The organism is Micromonospora sp. SCSIO 07396 (genome assembly GCF_053667945.1).
The window spans coordinates 6,260,496-6,278,927 of the sequence record NZ_CM132210.1 but is presented as its reverse complement, the minus strand read 5'-3'; the positions used below and the strand labels follow the sequence as shown (position 1 = coordinate 6,278,927).

Below are 18,432 nucleotides of genomic sequence, written 5' to 3'. Positions count from 1 at the left end.
GCTCGACGCTGGGCCCCCGGCCGGGGGCCCAGTCGCCGGATCAGGCCACCCGCCGGGAAACCGGCAGCGGATCGGCGGCCGACCTGCCGTGCTCCCGCTTGTCGGCGGCGGTGGGGCCGTGCGAGGTGAGCACCACCGGGGCGGCCAGCGCCTCGGACACCGCCGCCGGCCAGTCGGTCGGTGGGGCGTCGTACACCGGGCGGGTGGTCAGCAGGCGGGCGGTGAGGTCCGCCTGCCGCTCCAGGTCACCGGGCGGGCCGGGGCGCAACCGGTCGGTCCCGTCGTAGCGGCGGCACAGCTTCAGCGCCGGGCGGGCCGGGTCGGGGCGGGTCAGGTCGAGGTGGGTGAGGGCGAGGCCGTCCACCCCGCCGGCCACGTCCAGGGCGTACCGGTGGGCGACGGCGTCGAAGTGGCCGAACCGGAACCGGCCCTGCCACGGGTTGGTCGGGTTGCGTGGGTCGGTCAACGGCAGGGTCCGGTCCTCGGTGACCAGCGGACCGGGCCCGTGCCGGGTGGTCACCGTCCGCACCACCCCCAGCCGGTACGCCGACCCGGCCGCCCCCGCCTCGGCGAGCAGCGTCTCGGCGTTGGCGAAGGTGGTGGTGCTCCACGTGGTGTACGGGTGGAAGCCGTGCCACTCGTCCAGCAGCACCCCCTGCGCCCCCTCGAAGACGCAGGTCCCCGCCCGCAACACCCCGGCCAGGTACGACCGGTCGACGATCGCCACCCGGTCGGCGAAGCCGGTGAACGCCGGCAGGCAGTCCGCCACCGGCGGGGCGTCCAGCGGGCCGAGTTCGGCGGTGAGCCGCTCCCGGAGCACGGTGAGCCGGTGGCGCAGCAGCTCCGGATCCCGGCAGTCGGCCACCCGGGGGGCCTCGTCGGGGTGGGCGAGCCCGTACCTGACGGACTCGCCCACCCCCAGCCCGCAGGAGCCGTGCCGGGCGGCCCCCCGGGCGATCTCCCGGAGCCGGTTCGCGGCCCGGTGGTACGGCGTGGCCAGCAGCGCCTCCCCGTCGACGGTGAGCCGGTCGAGGGCGTCGGGCACCCCGACCGAGGCCAGGTGGTCGGCCTCGGCGGCCAGCGCCAGCGGGTCCACCACCTGCTGCCGGGCCAGGTGGGTGCGTACCCCGGGGTGGAACGTCCCCGCCCCGAACTGGGCGAACGTGTGGTGCCTGCCGTCGGGCAGCAGCACGTTGTGGGCGGCCTGCGCACCCCCGTTGAACCGCACCACGGTGTGCACGTGGCGGATCGCGCAGAGCCAGTCCACGACGGTGCCCTTGCCGGCGTCGCCGTAACCGAGGTCGACCACGATCACGTGCCGGCCGGCCTGTCCGGGGTCGGGGAGGGCGGTCACAGCCGGGTCACCCCACCGGCCCGGCGGGACGTGGCCGGCAGCGTGGAGACCTCGGCCCGCCGGCCGCCGCCCAGCGGGGCCAGCGCCTTGGACACGGTACGGCCGGCGGTGGAACCGGCCCGGTCCAGGTCGCGCAGCCCCTCGTCCAGGTCGATGGCCTGCTCGCCGAGGCCGACGGTGAGCGCGATGGTCTCGCAGACCGCGTCCAGGTCGTCGAGCACGACGGCACGCTGCCCGAGCAGGTCCCGCCAGAAGTCGAGCACCGTGGCGTTGCCGGCGTAGTGGCTGCCGGCGGGGAGCAGGTAGTAGGTGTCCCAGCGCCGGGTCACCTCGTCGACGATCTGCCGCAGCGGCACGTCCTCGCCGAGGTCGTCGCCGATCAGCCGGCGCACCTCCCGCCGGTTCACCCGGGGGTACGCCAGCTCGTCGCCGATGATGAACAGGTAGCCGCGCCGCCCGCGCTTCTCCCAGCTGTCGGTGACCGTGTGCCGGGCCATGAAGTACATCGCCAGCTCGTACGACTCGGTCATCTGACCGCCGCCGCCGCCCTCCAGCACGATCCGGCCGAGGTCGTCGTCCATCCGGTTGTCCGACTCGAACTGCCCCACCTGCAACGGCACCCGGTCGCAGGTGGCGTCGCCGATCGCGCCGAACAGCACCTGCGGGTCGCGGGCGTAGCCCTGGCGCAGCAGCAGCCCGAGCAGTTGCGGCAGCTTGGCCTGGAGGGTGCGGGGCACGTGTCCCATCGAGCCGGTCACGTCGAACAGCACCGCGATGGGTGTCGACTGCGGGTGCTCGGCCGAGTCCCGGCTCTCCCGGACCGCGTCGCGCGGGTCGAGCGCCGGGTGCACGGTCCGCGCCCCGCCGTCGCTGTAGGAGAACGCGCTCTTGCCCTTCTTCTTCCGGTAGCGGTCGGCGGCGTCGTACACGTCGGTGGACCAGATTCCGCTGCCCATGGCAGCCTCCCTAGGGGTTGAGGGTGAACGGTCGGAAGGTGCGCGGCCCGTAGAGCCGGTCGAGCACCTCGTCGAGTTCGCCGAGCAGTCGCCAGGCGTCGTCGGGTCGGGCGGCCAGCGCCGGGCGGCGGCAGCCGTCGGCGAAGGCGCGCAGTTCACGGGGGGCGCGGTCGCCCATCAGCCAGCTCATGCACGTCGCGGCCATCGCCAGGTCGGTGCCGGGGCCGGCGGGCCGCCGCGCGGTGACCTCCGGCGGGTACCAGTCCTCGTGGCCGGGGACCAGCGCCGGGACGGTGCCGCCGTCGACGGCGGAGAAGCACCAGTCGACGAGGACCACGCCGTGCGCGTCCGGCTCGATCAGCACGTGCCGGGGGAGCACCGCGCCGTGCACCACGCCGGCCCGGTGGGCCAGGCCGAGGGCGACCAGCAGCCGCCGCCACATCCAGGCCGCGTCCCGGGCGTCCAGCCCGTCGGGGTACGCCCGGCGTACCGCGTCGAGGTCGTGCAGCCCGGGTACGGCGGCGAGCACGCTGATCCGGCGTTCCGCCCCGCTGGCGGCGTCGCGGTGCCGGAAGCTGTCCACCAGCCGGGGCACGTACGGCAGGTGGCGCGGGTCGCCCCGGTCCTCGATCTGCCGCAGCGCGTACGCCTCGCGGGCCATCAGGTCGTTGTCGGCCGGGTCGCGGGGCAGCTTGAGCAGCCGCTCCGCCCCGACGTCGTAGAGGTCGGCGAGGTCACCGGCGTGGGCGAGCGCCCCGAGCCGGTACCCGCCGAGCACGACGGTGGCGGGGTCGGTGCCGCCGTCCGGTGCCGGCCGACCGGCGGTGGTCGTCGGGTCGCCGGGGGCGGGGGTACGGGTGGCCTGCCAGCGGGTGGTGACCTGGACGAACGCGTCGGTGGCGGCGGCGCGTACCCGATGGTCGAGGGTGCCCAGCCGGTCGGGGTGCAGGGCCGCGACCAGCTCGCGGTAGCGCCGGGCCGGGGTGTCGACGCCGAACAGGTCGGCGTCGGTGCGGGCTGCGGCGACCAGTCGGATCGCCTCGTCGGTCCTCACCTGATGGTCTCCTCCCGGGCGGGGCGCAGCAGCGCCGGGTGCAGCAGCCGGGCGTCGCCGGCCCGGTAGAGGCGGGCGCGCGGACCGCCCCGGGCACCGCCGCGTTCGGTGTTGACGCCGGTGCTCTCGACGAAGCCGGGGACGGAGAGCACCTTGCGGTGGAAGTTGCCGGCGTGCAGCGGGTGGCCCCAGACCGTCTCGTAGACGCCGCGCAGCTCGGCGATGGTGAACTCGGGGCCGAGGAAGCGGGTGGCCAGCGGGGTGTATTCGAGCTTGGAGCGGGCCCGTTCCAGCCCGTCGTCGACGATCCGGGCGTGGTCGAAGGCGAGCTGCCGGCTGGGCAGGGCGGTGACCGGCAGCCAGCCGGCCTCGTCGGCGTCGCTGTCGGCGACCGGGTCGGGCAGGTCGGGGGCGAAGGCGAGGTGGGCGACGGAGACGATCCGCATCCTGGGGTCCCGCTCCGGCGCGCCGTAGCTGGCGAGCTGTTCCAGGTGGACGCGGCGCAGCCGGTCGCCGCCGAGGCCGGTCTCCTCGGCGAGTTCGCGGCGGGCCCCGGTGGCGAGGTCCTCGTCGGGCTGGACGAACCCGCCGGGCAGCGCCCAGTGCCCCTGGTAGGGGGGCTGGCCACGCCGGATCAGCAGCAGGTGCAGCGCGCCCTCGCGGATGGTCAGCGCCACCACGTCCACGGTGATCGCGGTCGCGGGGTAGGCGCTGGGGTCGTATCCGGCGAGGAATTCCTGCTCGTTCACGGCGTCCCTCTCAGGTTGAGAATTACTCGATCTGAGAACAACTTAGCTCACGAAGCGGCGGTGGGCAACCGCCGTGCGTCGTTCAGCGGACGGTGCCCACCAGGTGCGGGCGGCCGGTCCGGGCATCGTGCAGGGCGAAGTCCCAGCCCGGGACGGCGCTGAACGCCACCGTCGAGGGCAACGGCACCGGCAGCTTGAACGCCACCTCCACCGTGTACGCCTCCGGCAGCCGGCTCTCCACCGCGGCCAGACAACGTGCCTTGCTCCACATGCCGTGCGCGATCGGTCGGGGGAAACCGAACAGCCGCGCCCCCAGTCGGGAGGTGTGGATCGGGTTGTGGTCCCCGGAGACCCGCGCGTAGTCCGTACCCACCCGGGGGGTGAGCCGCCAGTGCGCGGTGGCGGCCGGCGGCGCGGGCCGCTCACCCGGATCCCGCCCGACACCTCCGGCCCCGCGCTCCCGACCCAGGTACGTCGACACCCCGCGCCACACCTCCGCACCGCCGACCGAGCCGACCAGGACGACGTCGACCTGGCGGCCCCGGGCGTGCGGCCGGAGATTCTCGGCGTACGCGACGAAGTCCCACGGCACGTCGGCCGGAACCGGCCGGCGCACGGTGATCCGGTTGCCCACGTGCACCACCCCGGCCAGCGGGAACGGGAACTCCGGCAGGGTCATCAACCGCAGCGCCAGTGGGAACCCCAGCACGTGCGGGTAGGTCGCCGGCAGCGCGTCGGCCAACCGGAAACCACACACCCGGTCGTACTCGGCCAGGTGGGCCCGATCGACGGCGACGCCGGCGACGGCCAGCTCGACCGGGGGTGCGGCGTCCGGCCGGCGGGACCGGCCGATGCCGGGCAGCGCATCGCGCAACGCCCGCCGGTAGAGCACGCCGGGCCTGGGCAGACCGGGCAACTCCACCCGGGCCCGCCCGGTCCGCGCCACCGGGTCCCCGCCGGTCGGGCCCGCCGGCCCTCCGGTGGCGTACGCCGACAGGTCGTGGGTCTCGTCGACGCTGCGGTCCGGGCCGGCGGCGCGGGCGGCGGCCAGCGCGGCCGGTGAGATGACCTCGGTCGGCCCGTCGATCAGGTCGTTGACCGACAGTTCGCCGTCGCCCGACTCCTCGGGCCGGTTCCTGCGCCGTGCCATCACGCCCCCAGCAGACTCTGGCCGCAGACCCGGACCACGTTACCGCTGACCGCCGCCGAGGCCGGCCAGGCCAACCAGCCGATCGTCTCGGCGACGTCCACCGGCAGGCCGCCCTGCGCGAGGCTGTTCATCCGGCGGCCCGCCTCCCGGATCACCAGCGGAATGCGGGCGGTCAGCCGGGTCTCGATGAACCCGGGGGCGACCGCGTTGACGCTGATTCCCCGCCCGGCCAGCGCCGGGGCGAGCGCGTCGACCAGGCCGATCACCCCGGCCTTGCTGGTCGCGTAGTTGGTCTGCCCCCGGTTACCGGCGATCCCGGCGATCGACGAGACGGCGACCAGCCGTCCGCCCCCGGGGATCAGCCCCCGCTCCAGCAGCACGTCGTTGATCCGTTCCTGGCTGGAGAGGTTGACGTCGAGCACCGCGTCCCACCGGTCGGCGTCCATCCGACCCAGCGTCCGGTCCCGGGTGATGCCGGCGTTGTGCACCACCACGTCGACCCGGCCGTGCCGGTCGGCCAGGTGGTCGGCGAGCCGGGTGGGGGCGTCCGCGCCGGTCAGGTCGAGCTGTACGGCGGTGCCGCCGATCTCGTTGGCGACCGCCGCGAGGGCGTCGCCGGCCGCCGGGACGTCCAGCGCGACGACCTGCGCGCCGTCGCGGGCCAGCACCCGGGCCACCGCCGCGCCGATGCCCCGGGCTGCGCCGGTGACCAGCACCACCTGCCCGGCCAGCGGCCGGTCCCAGTCCGCCGGTACGGCGGCCGGCCCGGTGCCGACCCGGACCACCTGCCCCGAGACGTACGCGGAACGGCCGGACAGCAGGAACCGCAGGGTCGCCTCCAGGCTGGTCGGGGTGCCGGCGTCCCCGTCCGGGGTGACGTACACCAGTTGGGCGGTGACGCCGCGACCGAACTCCTTGCCGATGCTGCGGGTCAACCCCTCCAGGGCCCGCTGGGCGGTGGCCTCCCGGGGCGAGCCGCACCCGGCCGGCGGGGTGCCCAGCACGATCACCCGACCGCTGGGCAGCACCGAGCGGGCCTGCGGGTGGAAGAAGTCGTAGAGCTGACGCAGGCCGGTGGAGTCGGTGATGCCGGTGGCGTCGTAGACCAGCGCGCCGAACCGGGCGGCCGGTGCGCCGCCGTTCCCCGCCCGCTCGTCCCGGCCGGCGGGCCCGTCGGCTACGGCGTCGTCGTGCCCGGCGGCGGGTGGCGTGGTGCCGGTGCCGGTGCGCACGTCGACCCCGGCGGCGGTGAGGATGGCGGTGACCGGCTCGGTGAGCCGTCCGCCGGTGGCCGCGCCGAGCAGGACCGGGCCGGGCAGCAACGGGTCGCCGGGGGTGTGCCGGCGCAGTCGCGGCGGGTCGGGCAGCCCGAGGCGCTTGACCAGCGCGCGGCCGGCCCCCGATTGGACGAAGCTCGCGTACCTGTCGGTCATGGGCGTAGCCTACTGGTCAGTAGGTTGTGGGCAAGTCCTGAAACGGAGGCGGGATCGTGCAGAGCATCCGGCGGGTCGCGGTCATCGGCGGCAACCGCATCCCCTTCGCCCGGTCCAACTCCCGCTACGCCAGCGCATCCAACGCCGACCTGCTCGGCGCGGCGCTGGACGGGCTGGTCGCCCGGTTCGGGCTGGCCGGGCAGCGGGTCGGCGAGGTGGTGGCCGGGGCGGTGCTCAAGCACGCGAAGGACTTCAACCTGACCCGGGAGGTGGTGCTCGGCTCGAAGCTCGACCCGCACACCCCCGCGTACGACATCCAGCAGGCCTGCGGCACCGGCCTGGAAGCGGCGATCCTGGTCGCCAACAAGATCGCCCTCGGGCAGCTCGACGTGGGCATCGCCGGTGGCGTCGACACCACCTCCGACGCGCCGCTGGCGATCAACGAGGACATGCGCCGCACCCTGCTGAAGCTCAACAGCGCCCGGAACCTCGGCGAGCGGCTGAAGATCGCCGCGAAGCTCCGCCCGCACCAGCCGTTCCGGCCCGAGCTGCCGCGCAACGCCGAGCCCCGTACCGGACTGTCGATGGGCGAGCACGCCGCCCGGACGGCGCTGCGCTGGCAGATCGACAGGCAGGCCCAGGACGAGCTGGCGCTCCGCTCGCACCAGCGCCTCGCCGCCGCGTACGAGAGAGGGTTCTTCGACGACCTGATGACGCCCTACCTGGGGCTGACCCGGGACCAGAACCTCCGCCCCGACACCAGCCTGGACAAGCTCGGCGCGCTCCGGCCGGTCTTCGGCACCCGGGGCCCGGACGCCGAGCAGGCCACCATGACCGCCGGCAACTCCTCTCCGCTGACCGACGGCGCGTCCACCGTGCTGCTCGCCTCCGAGCAGTGGGCGCGCGAGCACCAGCTGCCCGTACTGGCCCGGTTCTCCTGGTCGGAGACGGCGGCGGTCGACTTCGTGCACGGCGACGAGGGGCTGCTGATGGCCCCCGCCTACGCGGTGCCCCGGATGCTGGACCGGGCCGGGCTGACCCTCCAGGACTTCGACTTCTACGAGATCCACGAGGCGTTCGCGTCGCAGGTGCTGGCCACCCTGGCGGCCTGGGAGTCGCCGGAGTTCGGCAAGGACCGGCTGGGGCGGGACGTCCCGCTGGGCGCGATCGACCGGGACCGGCTCAACGTCACCGGCTCGTCGCTGGCCGCCGGGCACCCGTTCGCCGCCACGGGTGGCCGGATCGTGGCGACCCTGGCGAAGCTGCTCGCCGAGAAGGGCAGCGGCCGGGGGTTGATCTCGATCTGCGCGGCCGGCGGGCAGGGCGTCACCGCCATCCTGGAACGCTGAGTGGGCGCTGCCCGCTGCCGTACCGGCTCACCTCGTTCGCAGCCAGCCGAGGAATCGGGTGTGCAGGTCGCCGGCCGGCTGCCGGCTCAGGTCCGTCAACGCCTCGACCAGTTGCAGGCCGAGGTAGACGCCGAGGGCGGCGCGATCGTCCGCGTACTCGCTGAGTAGTCGGTCGCGTCGGACCCGGCAGGGCCAGGACTCGCCGCATCCGGTGCACTGCCAGCCGGGACGGGCTGGCAGGTGAGCGACCAGGGCAGGCACCAGCTGGACCCGGATCGCCTCCAGCCGGGCGAGCACCCGCCGCTGCTGTGCCCCGGATGGATGACCCAGTTCGATGCCGCGCAGACGGATCCACAGACCGTCGCTGTGTTGTTCCCGGCGACCCACCTCCACGATCCGTAGGGTCAGGGTGCCGAGCCCGTAGCAGTAGTGCTGCTCGGCCACCGTCACCACGTCGCCGATCCCGAACGGGACCACCGGCCGGACGGTCATGACGACACCGGGGAGTGCGGCCCGGTGGCGGCTGCGCACAGCCGGAACATCCAGGCGAAGGTCAATAGTGGTGCCTGCCGGGGCGTGCCCTGGCTGTTCGTCGACCGATAGACGCCCATCTTCCACTCCTGTCGTTCGCGGATGCACGCAGGGCAGCTTCACTGGCGTCGACAACCTTACTGCCTATCCAATAAAGCATTAAGGATGGATGGGTAGATCGTTTCTGCTGAACTACCCTTGGTCAGTGCCGGTGCAGAGGAGTCGAAGGTGAGTCGCCCCGAGTGGATCAGTGTCTCGATGCCCTACGTGACGCCCCGATCGCGCGCAGGTGGGGACGCGTGGGCCGCCGAGGCGGCGCAGCAGGGTGGGGTCGGCAGTCAGAGCCTGTTGGAGGTGGCGGAGATGCCGCCAGCGGCTGAGGTGGCGGAAGCGCTGCTGGTGGATGCCGACACACCGGTCATCGTTCGACGGCGGCTCATGATGTTCGACGGGAAACCGGTCGAGTTGACCGACTCGTACTACCCGGCCTCGATCGCTCGTGGCACCGCCTTGAGCGAGCCCCGCAAGATTCGGGGAGGAGCGGTCAGCCTGCTCGCCGAACTGGGCTATCGTCCCGGGCGGGTCACGGAGGACGTCTACACCCGGCAGCCCACCGAATCCCAGCGGAGCGCCCTCGGGCTGGCGGCCGGAGAGTGGGTGCTCGGGCTGACCCGGCTACTCAGCACCGCCGAGGGCGTGCCTGTCGAGTTGAGCGTCATGACGATGGTGCCGCAGGGCCGGCGCCTACGGTACGAACTGATCGTCGAATAGCGGATCGAGGGAGCGGCACATGGCCAGCGAAGGCGACGGCCGTCCTCGGCATGAACAGATCGCGGCCGACCTTCGGGCCCGCATCATGTCTGGCGATCTTCCTGCCGGCTCTCAACTGCCGTCGATCCCCACCTTGACGACGCGGTATGCCGCTGCCACGGCAACTGTCCAACGGGCGCTTGCCGCATTGAAGGCGGAGGGAGCGGTGCGCAGTGAGATGGGCAGAGGCGTCTACGTACGTGACCGCCAGCCTCTTGTCATGGAGGCTTCGGCATACCTCGCGCCGCAGCCGAGCGGGATCAGCTACCGCCTGCTCGCCGTCGAGGAGGTGGAGCCCTCCCCGGAGGTGGCGCGGCTACTGGCGCTGGGCAGCGACGACAAGGTGGTGCTCCGACAGCGGCTGATGCTGCACGGCGGAGAGCCGACGGAGTTGTGCTGGTCGTACTACCCGGCCTCGATCGCGCGGGGCACCGAACTCGCCGAACGCCGCAAGATCAGCGGTGGGGCCGCCCGGGTCCTGGCGGACCTCGGCCATCCGGAGTATGAGGTGGTCGATCACGTGTCGGCCCGAATGCCGACCTCCGAGGAAGTGGAGAGGTTGGCGCTGCCGCCGTACGTGCCTGTGCTGCGCCAACTGCGGGTGGTTCTTACCGCGACGAAACAGCCCGTCGAGGTGTCGGTGCTGATCAAGGGCAGTCATCTGCACGAGCTTCGTTACGGTTTCCATATCTGACAGTCGTCGGATTCACCGGGCCAGGCGCAGTTGGTGCGCCCACGCCACCACTCGAATCCCTGACCGCCCGCTGTGACCTACTGAGTGTTCGCGCAGTTCGGGGCGGTGTTGTCGGGGCTTCCTACCGTGGTGTCAGCCCGCCCGGACGTCCTGGTGGCGGTGCCCCGTCGAGGAGTGTCATGCCCGGTCGTGCCCTGCTGCGTACCGCTGCCGTTGCCGTTGCCGTCGTGCTCGCGGCCGGCGGTTGTGCCCCCACCACGAGGGATGTCGAGGGACCCCCGGCGGTCGGGTCGGCCGGCGGTCCGGCGGGGTCGGGCCACGCGGGGACCGGCTCCGGCGACACCGGCACGGTCACCGACGGCGGGGCCCCGGGCGTGGGGATCAAGGAGGCCGACCCCACCGGCAGCCCTTCGACCGGCGGTGGCGGGGACACCGAGGGCGTCCCGTCCGGTACGAAGGCGAACGGCCCCACCATCAGCTCCTTCCGGGTCACCCGCAAGCCGAGCTGCCCGGCCGGCACCAGCGTCAACCCGATCCCCGGCAGCGGGGTGCGGATGGAGTGGCGGGTCGGCGACGCGACCTCGGTGGCCCTGTCGGTCGACGGCCCCGGCGTCTACCGGGACGACTACCCGTCGACCGGTAGTGAGGAGCTCACCTTCCCGTGCTCGGGTCGCGAGGGTGACACCCAGCGGCACACGTACACGTTGACGGCGCGCAACGCGCACGGCAAGCAGACGAGGACCCTCGTGGTCACCGCGCCGGTGCACGACATTCCGAAGGTCTGACGCCGAACTGCGTGGCCCGCGCGGTCCGGCTGGCCCCGCCGGCCGCTGCCAGCAGGGCCTGCCGCTCCGCCCCTGGTCGGCCCGACCAGGCCACCGGCCGTTGGGTAGGCGAGAATGAGGTACGTGACGACGATCCCGAACGTGCTCGCCCACCGGTACGCCTCACCCGAACTGGTCGCCCTCTGGTCCCCGGAGGAGAAGGTCCGGATGGAACGGCGGCTCTGGCTCGCCGTGCTCCGCGCCCAGCGGGACCTCGGCGTGGCGGTCCCCGACGGTGTGGTCGAGGCGTACGAGCGGGTGGTCGACCAGGTCGACCTGGCGTCGATCGCCGAGCGGGAGCGGGTCACCCGGCATGACGTGAAGGCCCGGATCGAGGAGTTCAGCGCGCTCGCCGGGCACGAGCACGTGCACAAGGGGATGACCTCACGCGACCTCACCGAGAACGTCGAGCAGCTCCAGGTGCGCGCCTCGCTGGAGCTGATCCGGGACCGGGTGGTCGCCGCGCTGGCCCGGCTGGCCTGGCTCGCCCACGAGCACTCCGGCCTGGTGCTGACCGGCCGGTCGCACAACGTCGCCGCGCAGGCCACCACACTGGGCAAGCGCTTCGCCTCGGCGGCTGAGGAACTGCTCATCGCGTACGAGCGGCTGGAAGACCTGATCGGCCGCTACCCGCTGCGCGGCATCAAGGGCCCGGTCGGCACCGCCGCCGACCAGCTCGACCTCTTCGACGGGGACGCGGAGAAGGTCGCCGAGCTGGAGCGTCGGGTCGCCGGTCACCTCGGTTTCGCCCGGGTGCTGGACAGCGTCGGGCAGGTCTACCCGCGTTCGCTGGACTTCGACGTGCTCTCCGCGCTCGCGCAGGTGGCTGCCGCGCCGTCGTCGCTGGCCACCACGATCCGGCTGATGGTCGGTCAGGAGCTGGCCACCGAGGGCTTCAAGCCGGGCCAGGTCGGCTCCAGCGCGATGCCGCACAAGATGAACACCCGGTCGTCGGAGCGGGTGAACGGCTTCGCGGTGATCATCCGCGGTTACCTGTCGATGGTCGGCGAGCTGGCCGGCGACCAGTGGAACGAGGGGGACGTCTCCTGCTCGGTGGTCCGCCGGGTGGCCCTGCCGGACGCCTTCTTCGCCGCCGATGGGCTGTTCCAGACCTTCCTCACCGTGCTCGACGAGTTCGGGGCGTACCCGGCGGTGATCAGCCGCGAGCTGGAGCGCTTCCTACCCTTCCTGGCCACCACCAGGATCCTGGTCGCTGCGGTACGCCGGGGCGTCGGCCGGGAGGTCGCCCACGAGGTGATCAAGGAGCACGCGGTCGCCGTGGCGCTCGCGATGCGGGAGAAGGGCACCCCCGACAACGACCTGTTCGACAGGCTGGCCGCCGACTCCCGCCTCGGCCTTACCCGCAGCGAGATCGACACCCTGGTCGCCGATCCCGCCACCTTCACCGGTGCCGCCCAGGCCCAGGTGGACGCGATCACCCGACGCATCACCACGGTCGTCACCGCCCACCCCGAAGCCGCCACCTACTCCCCACCCCCCATCCTCTAACCCCTCCCGCCCTCCGCCCTCCCCCCTCCCGCCACTCCCTCCCCCACCCGACCTCCCCACCCGACCTCTCCCGTGATCAAGAGCTTTACGTCACCACCCAAGCCCAACCAGCCCCAAACCTCTTGATCACGCCCCCAAGCCCCGGGCGGTTGTCGCCTCTCCCCGGTGATCAAGAGCTTTACGTCACCGCTGGAGATCGAATTGGCGTAAACCTCTTGATCACGCCCCCAAGCCCGGCGGGGGCGGGGTGTTCTCACCGGTGATCAAGAGGTTTGCGTCACTGCCAGCGCTGAACCTGCCCCAAACCTCTTGATCACGTCACTCCGGCCTGGGCGGCCGTCGGCTCTGGCCGGTGATCAAGAAGTTTGCGTCAGCTTTGAAGATCGAATTGGCGTAAACCTCTTGATCACCGGGGCCGGGCCGGGCGGGGCGGGGGACCGGGGGACCAGGGGACCCGGAGCGGGTGGGTCAGGAGTCTCGGGTGGGGGTTTCGGCGGCGGAGGAGAGGTTGGGGGCGCTCGCCGGTTCGGCGATGCCGCCGGGGGCCTCGGCGAACCCGGGGTCGTGGGCGGTCTCGGCGGCGACCAGGGGCTGGTCGTGCGGCATGACGTCGGGGACCTTGGGCACCACGATCACCGCCGTGCCGTAGGCGCAGATCTCCATCCACATCTCGCCGCAGTCCCGGCTGTCGAAGCGCATCCCCACCACGGCGTTCGCACCGATGCGCAGGGCCTCCTCGCCGAGCCGGGCCACCGAGTCGGTACGCCAGCGGGTGAGGTTGTCCGGGGCCATCGGGTCGTACGCGCCGCCGCGCAGGTTCTTGACCCCCTCGCGGTACGGGTTCCGGGTCCGCGCCATCGACGACACCACTTCGCCGAGGATCTGGCGGATCTCGTAGCCGGGCAGTTGATCCGTCGTCACGACCAGCACGGTTCGATGCTGTCAGTAGCCGTGCGGTGTCGAAGCGTGCCGTCGGCACCTGGTCGGATGCTGCAAAACGAGGCGGCGCGGACGGCCGGCACGCGACCGGCCATCCGCGCCGCCCGGGGTGGTAACCGTCAGACACCGGCCGTGGAGGTGATCCAGGCCCGGTTGTACGCGACGCTGCCGTAGTTCTGGATGCTCGACCCGTCGGCGGTGGAGGCGACGCCGACCTGCCGGCCGTTGTAGAACTGCGGGCCGCCGGAGTCGCCGCGCCAGGCGTTGCCGTTGATCCGGGTGCTGCGGATCGCCTGGCCGCCGTACGCGTCGGTGGCGTTGGTGCTGGTCACCTGCACCGAGGCGGTCTTGAGCTGGCTGGACGCCCCGCAGCCGCTGTAGCAGGTCATGCCCCAGCCGTAGATGGTGTTGGTGGAGCCGACCGGCGGGTTGCTGCTGGCCAGGCTGACCGCAGTGGTGCTGACCGTGCTGGACAGCCGGAGCAGGGCGAGGTCGTTGCGGGTGTAGGAGGCGCTGACGGTGCGGGTGGTGCCGCCGGAGGCGTAGTAGACGCTGCCGACTCGGACGGACATGGTGCCGCTGACGCAGTGTCGGGCGGTGAGCACCCACTGCGCGGAGATGACGCTGCCGGAGCAGGTGAACGACCCGTTGCTGAAGACCGCGGCGGCCCAGGGGGCGGAGGAGACGGTGCTGCCGCCGATGATCGGCTGCGGGCCGGCCGGGGCGGCGGTGGCCCCGGAGGCGGCGACGAGGACGCCGGCGAGGGCGGTGGTGAGCACCGCGAGCGTGGAGCGGAGACGCATCGGGGGGGACTCCTTCGGGTCGGGCCCGGGGTCGCCGGGCGGGTCGGGCGTCGGGGCGGGGGTGGCCCCTCGTTGACGTCGACCAGGCATCGATATCTGGCGATTGAGGCTAGGGGGCGGTGAGCGGCTTCACAAGACTGTCATCGAGATCGACCAATGTGACAGGAATGACCCGGGATGTGCTCGTCCCTGTTTGTCGGATACCGGTCGCAAATCTGGCGTTGAGCCGCGTATTGCCTGCTCAGGTAGGGTGTGTCGGGGCGACGCGACGACGATCGGCAACAATCCCGTATCAGAGCGGCAACGAACGGATCTCGACCACACGTCCCGGCGTCCGGTAATGTCGATCACTGCCTGAACTGCGCCCGGCCGGTGCGTCCGGACCGGAATCTGCCAGGTACGCTGGCTGCGCTCGCCCGTAGTGGGCCGGCACCCAACTGCGTACACAGTCAGGAGTGCCCAGTGCCTCGCGTCGTCGTCGACGTCATGCTCAAGCCCGAGATCCTCGATCCTCAGGGCCAGGCCGTCGCAAACGCGCTGCCGCGGCTCGGCGTCGGTGACGTCGCCTCCGTCCGCATCGGCAGGCGGATCGAGATCGAGTTCACCGGCGAACCGGACCTGGACCGGGCCCGGGAGATCGCCGACAAGCTGCTCGCCAACCCCGTCATCGAGGACTTCACGGTCCGGGTCGAGGCCGACGAGACCGCGGACGCGCACTCGTGACCGCCCGCGTCGGTGTGGTGACCTTTCCCGGCTCGCTGGACGACGGGGACGCCGCCCGCGCCGTGCGGATCGCCGGCGCGGAGCCGGTCCGGCTCTGGCACGGCGACCCGGAGCTGCACGGGGTGGACGCCGTCGTCCTCCCCGGTGGTTTCTCCTACGGCGACTACCTGCGCTGTGGCGCCATCGCCCGGTTCGCCCCGGTGATGGAGACCCTGGTCGACGCTGCCCGGGGCGGCCTGCCGGTGCTCGGCATCTGCAACGGCTTCCAGATCCTCTGCGAGGCCCACCTGCTGCCCGGCGCGCTCACCCGCAACCAGCACCTGCACTTCCGTAACCGGGACCAGGTCCTGCGCGTCGAGTCCGCCGGTACCGCCTGGACGAACACCTTCCAGCCCGGCCAGGAGATCCTCATCCCGGTCAAGAACGGCGAGGGCTGCTACGTGGCGGACACCGCCACCCTCGACGCGCTGGAGGCCGAGGGGCGGATCGTCGCCCGCTACGTCGGCGGCAACCCGAACGGCTCGCAGCGGGACATCGCCGCGATCACCAACGCCGCCGGCAACGTGGTCGGCATCATGCCCCACCCGGAGCACGCGGTCGAGGCGCTCACCGGCCCCTCCCTGGACGGCCTCGGCTTCTTCACCTCGGTGCTCAAGCACCTGGTGGGGACGCCGGCGTGACGGTGCGCGGCGGCAACATCGGTCGGCTCCACCGCCCCACCGGCGGGTACGAGCGCAGCGAGGAGAGGTCATGACCACCCACCAGGACCCGGTCGTTCGGGCAGCCGCGGGCGTCGCCCCGGCGGAACCGCACGCGGCCGTCGCGCCGCCGGCCACCTCCCGGCCCGACGGTCCGACGCCGGTCACCGACTGGGCCGACGGCGTGGACACCGTGCAGCGGGCCACCGCCACCGGCGACGAGCTCCAGCCGTACGCCGAGCTGGGCCTGCGTGACGACGAGTACGACCGGATCCGGCACATCCTCGGCCGCCGCCCCACCCAGGCCGAGCTGGCCATGTACTCGATCATGTGGAGCGAGCACTGCTCCTACAAGTCGAGCAAGGTGCACCTGCGCCAGTTCGGCGAGAAGGCCCCGCCCAGCGACCGGCTGCTCGCCGGCATCGGGGAGAACGCGGGCGTCGTCCGGGTCTCCGACACGCTGGCCGTCACCTTCAAGGTCGAGTCGCACAACCACCCGAGCTTCGTCGAGCCCTACCAGGGTGCGGCGACCGGTGTCGGTGGCATCGTCCGGGACATCCTCGCGATGGGCGCCCGCCCGGTCGCGGTGATGGACCCGCTGCGGTTCGGCGCGGCCGACCACCCGGACACCGCCCGGGTGCTGCCCGGCGTGGTGGCCGGCGTCGGCGGCTACGGCAACTGCCTCGGCCTGCCCAACATCGGCGGCGAGCTGGTCTTCGACCCCTGCTACCAGGGCAACCCGCTGCTCAACGCGCTCTGCCTCGGTGTGCTGCCGGTCGACCGGTTGCAGAAGAAGGATGCCGCCGGCCCCGGCAACGTCGTGGTGCTGCTCGGCGCGAAGACCGGCCGGGACGGCATCGGCGGCGTGTCGGTGCTGGCCAGCGCCACCTTCGACGAGGGCAGCGAGCAGCGCCGCCCGTCGGTGCAGGTCGGTGACCCGTTCATCGAGAAGCTGCTGATCGAGGCGTGCCTGGAGCTGTACGACGCCGAGCTGGTCGTCGGCATCCAGGATCTCGGCGGCGCGGGCCTGACCTGCGCGCTCACCGAGACCGCCGCGTCCGCCGGCACTGGGATGCGGGTCTGGCTGGAGCGGGTCCCGCTGCGCGAGCCGTCGATGGAGCCGCACGAGATCCTGGCCAGCGAGTCCCAGGAGCGGATGCTGCTGGTGGTCACCCCGGACAAGCTGGAGGCGGTGCTCAAGACCGCCGAGAAGTGGGGCGTGCTGGCCACCGCGATCGGTGAGGTCACCCCGCCCGCGCCCGACGGCCGGCCGGGCCGGCTGCTGGTCACCTGGAACGACCACGTGGTGGTCGACGTGCCGCCGGGCTCGCTGGTCGACGACGGCCCCGTCTACGCCCGCCCGATGCGGGAGCCGGCCGACCTGATCCTGCTCCAGGCCGACCGGGCCGAGACGCTGCCCCGGCCGAGCAACCCGGACGCGCTGCGGGAGACCCTGCTGCGCATGATCGCCTCGCCGAACCTGGCCGACAAGACCTGGGTCACCGAGCAGTACGACAGGTACGTGCTGGGCAACACCGTGCTGGCCCAGCCGGAGGACTCCGGCGTGATCCGGATCGACGAGAGCACCGGCCTCGGGGTCGCCCTCTCGGTCGACGGCAACGGCCGGTACGCCCGCCTCGACCCCTACCAGGGGACCAAGCTGGCGCTCGCCGAGGCGTACCGGAACGTGGCGGTGACCGGCGCGAAGCCGATCGCCGTGACCAACTGCCTCAACTTCGGCTCGCCTGAGGACCCGGGCGTGATGTGGCAGTTCGCCGAGGCCGTCCGTGGCCTGGCGGACGGCTGCCTGGAACTGGGCATCCCGGTGACCGGCGGCAACGTCAGCTTCTACAACCAGACAGGTGCCGCCGCGATCCACCCGACCCCGGTGGTCGGCGTGCTGGGCGTGCTGGACAACGTGGCCGACCGGGTGCCGATGGGCTTCGTGCCCCGGGCCAACGGCGACCACGACCAGGTCTACCTGCTCGGCGACACGCACGTGGAGCTGTCCGGCTCGGAGTGGGCCTGGGTGACGCACGAGCACCTCGGCGGCATGCCGCCGCAGGTCGACCTGGGCCGGGAGCGCCAGCTCGCCGAGCTGATGGCCGAGGCGGCCCGGGTGGGTCACCTCAGCTCCGCGCACGACCTGTCCGACGGCGGCCTGGCGCAGAGCCTGGTCGAGTCGAGCCTGCGCCGGGGCGTCGGGGTCCGGATCGGCGTGCCGGAGCGGTTCGCCGACGGTTCGCTGCCGTTCGTCTTCCTGTTCAGCGAGTCGGCCGGTCGGGCGCTGGTGACCGTGCCCCGGGGGCACGAGAAGGCGTTCACCGCCCTCTGCGACGAGCGGGGCGTGCCGTGGGAGCAGATCGGCGTGACCGACCCGGCGAGCGGTGTCCTGGACGTGCACGGCCAGTTCCGGATCGGCCTGGACGAGCTGCGGGCGGCGCACACCGCGACCCTGCCCCGGCTCTTCGGCGGCCCGGAGGCGGCCCAGGTGCAGGTCGAGGCGGTCCGCACGGGCACCACCACGATCGCGCCGGCCACCGCCACGCAGCCGGTGGACGTGCCGCAGCGGCAGCAGCCGGCGGACGCGGACGACCCGGCCGCCGAGGTGGTGGCCGCTCCGACGACCGACGCCCCGGTGTCGGGCGGGCCGACGTCGACCGACCCGGTGTCGGACGACCCGGCGGACGACGCCGCCTCGTCGGACGACGTCGCGGGCTCCGTGCCGGCACCGGCGGGCACCGCGCCGACGTCGGACGCTCCCGCCGCCCCGACGACCGGGTCCACCCCGCAGGCCGACGCGGCGACCTCCGAGGCCGGCGACGGGCAGCGCCCGACGCCCGATCAGCGCTGAGG

Annotated in this window: 16 protein-coding genes and 1 pseudogene; 8 read left to right on the top strand and 9 right to left on the bottom strand. The window is 72.9% G+C overall.

The window, feature by feature from the left end; genetic code table 11:
* Nucleotides 1–40 precede the first annotated feature (40 nt).
* From ACWCHM_RS27635 to ACWCHM_RS27610, 6 genes are all read right to left on the bottom strand, one after another.
* Nucleotides 41–1,354: an adenylosuccinate synthetase gene (locus tag ACWCHM_RS27635; RefSeq protein WP_454220418.1), complete on the bottom strand. Its 1,314-nt coding sequence runs from the start codon at nucleotides 1,352–1,354 to the stop codon at nucleotides 41–43.
* Nucleotides 1,351–2,310, bottom strand: coding sequence for a hypothetical protein (locus ACWCHM_RS27630; protein WP_454220417.1), 960 nt, complete (start codon nucleotides 2,308–2,310; stop codon nucleotides 1,351–1,353). The genes ACWCHM_RS27635 and ACWCHM_RS27630 overlap by 4 nt, the downstream gene beginning before the upstream one ends.
* Before the next feature lie 10 nt (nucleotides 2,311–2,320).
* Complete coding sequence (locus tag ACWCHM_RS27625) at nucleotides 2,321–3,364, bottom strand: serine/threonine protein kinase (RefSeq protein WP_454220416.1); 1,044 nt, start codon at nucleotides 3,362–3,364, stop codon at nucleotides 2,321–2,323.
* Nucleotides 3,361–4,113, bottom strand: coding sequence for an NUDIX hydrolase (locus ACWCHM_RS27620; RefSeq protein WP_454220414.1), 753 nt, complete (start codon nucleotides 4,111–4,113; stop codon nucleotides 3,361–3,363). Before ACWCHM_RS27620 ends, ACWCHM_RS27625 begins: the two co-directional genes overlap by 4 nt.
* Before the next feature lie 82 nt (nucleotides 4,114–4,195).
* Nucleotides 4,196–5,263, bottom strand: a complete 1,068-nt coding sequence (locus ACWCHM_RS27615; RefSeq protein WP_454220413.1) for a MaoC/PaaZ C-terminal domain-containing protein — start codon at nucleotides 5,261–5,263, stop codon at nucleotides 4,196–4,198.
* Entirely contained in the window at nucleotides 5,263–6,696 is a 1,434-nt protein-coding gene (locus ACWCHM_RS27610) for a 3-oxoacyl-ACP reductase (protein WP_454220411.1), read from the bottom strand. Before ACWCHM_RS27610 ends, ACWCHM_RS27615 begins: the two co-directional genes overlap by 1 nt.
* Nucleotides 6,697–6,752: 56 nt before the next feature.
* On the opposite strand from ACWCHM_RS27610, the gene ACWCHM_RS27605 reads away from it, so the two are divergent.
* The gene (locus ACWCHM_RS27605) at nucleotides 6,753–8,045 is read left to right on the top strand and encodes an acetyl-CoA C-acetyltransferase (RefSeq protein ID WP_454220410.1); all 1,293 of its coding nucleotides are present in this window, start codon (nucleotides 6,753–6,755) and stop codon (nucleotides 8,043–8,045) included.
* Between the two features lie 27 nt (nucleotides 8,046–8,072).
* Here ACWCHM_RS27605 and ACWCHM_RS27600 read toward each other — a convergent pair whose 3' ends face one another.
* Entirely contained in the window at nucleotides 8,073–8,537 is a 465-nt protein-coding gene (locus tag ACWCHM_RS27600; protein WP_454220409.1) for a hypothetical protein, read from the bottom strand.
* Between the two features lie 297 nt (nucleotides 8,538–8,834).
* Here ACWCHM_RS27600 and ACWCHM_RS27595 point away from each other — a divergent pair, with 297 nt between their 5' ends.
* The 4 genes from ACWCHM_RS27595 to purB all read left to right on the top strand — a co-directional run bounded on the left by ACWCHM_RS27595 (nucleotide 8,835) and on the right by purB (nucleotide 12,413).
* The gene (locus ACWCHM_RS27595; RefSeq protein WP_454223195.1) at nucleotides 8,835–9,347 is read left to right on the top strand and encodes a GntR family transcriptional regulator; all 513 of its coding nucleotides are present in this window, start codon (nucleotides 8,835–8,837) and stop codon (nucleotides 9,345–9,347) included.
* Between the two features lie 19 nt (nucleotides 9,348–9,366).
* Nucleotides 9,367–10,080, top strand: a complete 714-nt coding sequence (locus ACWCHM_RS27590; protein WP_454220408.1) for a GntR family transcriptional regulator — start codon at nucleotides 9,367–9,369, stop codon at nucleotides 10,078–10,080.
* 179 nt (nucleotides 10,081–10,259) lie between these two features.
* Nucleotides 10,260–10,865 carry a hypothetical protein gene (locus tag ACWCHM_RS27585; protein ID WP_454220407.1) on the top strand — a complete coding sequence of 202 codons (606 nt, stop codon included), beginning with the start codon at nucleotides 10,260–10,262 and terminating at the stop codon, nucleotides 10,863–10,865.
* A gap of 123 nt (nucleotides 10,866–10,988) precedes the next feature.
* Nucleotides 10,989–12,413, top strand: coding sequence for an adenylosuccinate lyase (purB, locus tag ACWCHM_RS27580; RefSeq protein ID WP_454220406.1), 1,425 nt, complete (start codon nucleotides 10,989–10,991; stop codon nucleotides 12,411–12,413).
* 468 nt (nucleotides 12,414–12,881) lie between these two features.
* Here purB and ACWCHM_RS27575 read toward each other — a convergent pair.
* Nucleotides 12,882–13,447, bottom strand: a pseudogene (locus tag ACWCHM_RS27575) (YbjQ family protein).
* 24 nt (nucleotides 13,448–13,471) lie between these two features.
* Nucleotides 13,472–14,155 (bottom strand): S1 family peptidase, encoded by a 684-nt coding sequence (locus ACWCHM_RS27570; protein WP_088641950.1) that lies wholly within the window; start codon nucleotides 14,153–14,155, stop codon nucleotides 13,472–13,474.
* A gap of 462 nt (nucleotides 14,156–14,617) precedes the next feature.
* Between ACWCHM_RS27570 and purS the strand changes: the two genes are divergently transcribed.
* The 3 genes from purS to purL all read left to right on the top strand — a co-directional run bounded on the left by purS (nucleotide 14,618) and on the right by purL (nucleotide 18,430).
* Complete coding sequence (gene purS / locus ACWCHM_RS27565) at nucleotides 14,618–14,878, top strand: phosphoribosylformylglycinamidine synthase subunit PurS (protein ID WP_067303294.1); 261 nt, start codon at nucleotides 14,618–14,620, stop codon at nucleotides 14,876–14,878.
* Nucleotides 14,875–15,558, top strand: a complete 684-nt coding sequence (gene purQ / locus ACWCHM_RS27560) for a phosphoribosylformylglycinamidine synthase subunit PurQ (RefSeq protein ID WP_281901397.1) — start codon at nucleotides 14,875–14,877, stop codon at nucleotides 15,556–15,558. Before purS ends, purQ begins: the two co-directional genes overlap by 4 nt.
* A gap of 70 nt (nucleotides 15,559–15,628) precedes the next feature.
* Complete coding sequence (gene purL, locus ACWCHM_RS27555; RefSeq protein WP_454220405.1) at nucleotides 15,629–18,430, top strand: phosphoribosylformylglycinamidine synthase subunit PurL; 2,802 nt, start codon at nucleotides 15,629–15,631, stop codon at nucleotides 18,428–18,430.
* The last annotated feature ends 2 nt before the right edge of the window (nucleotides 18,431–18,432 follow it).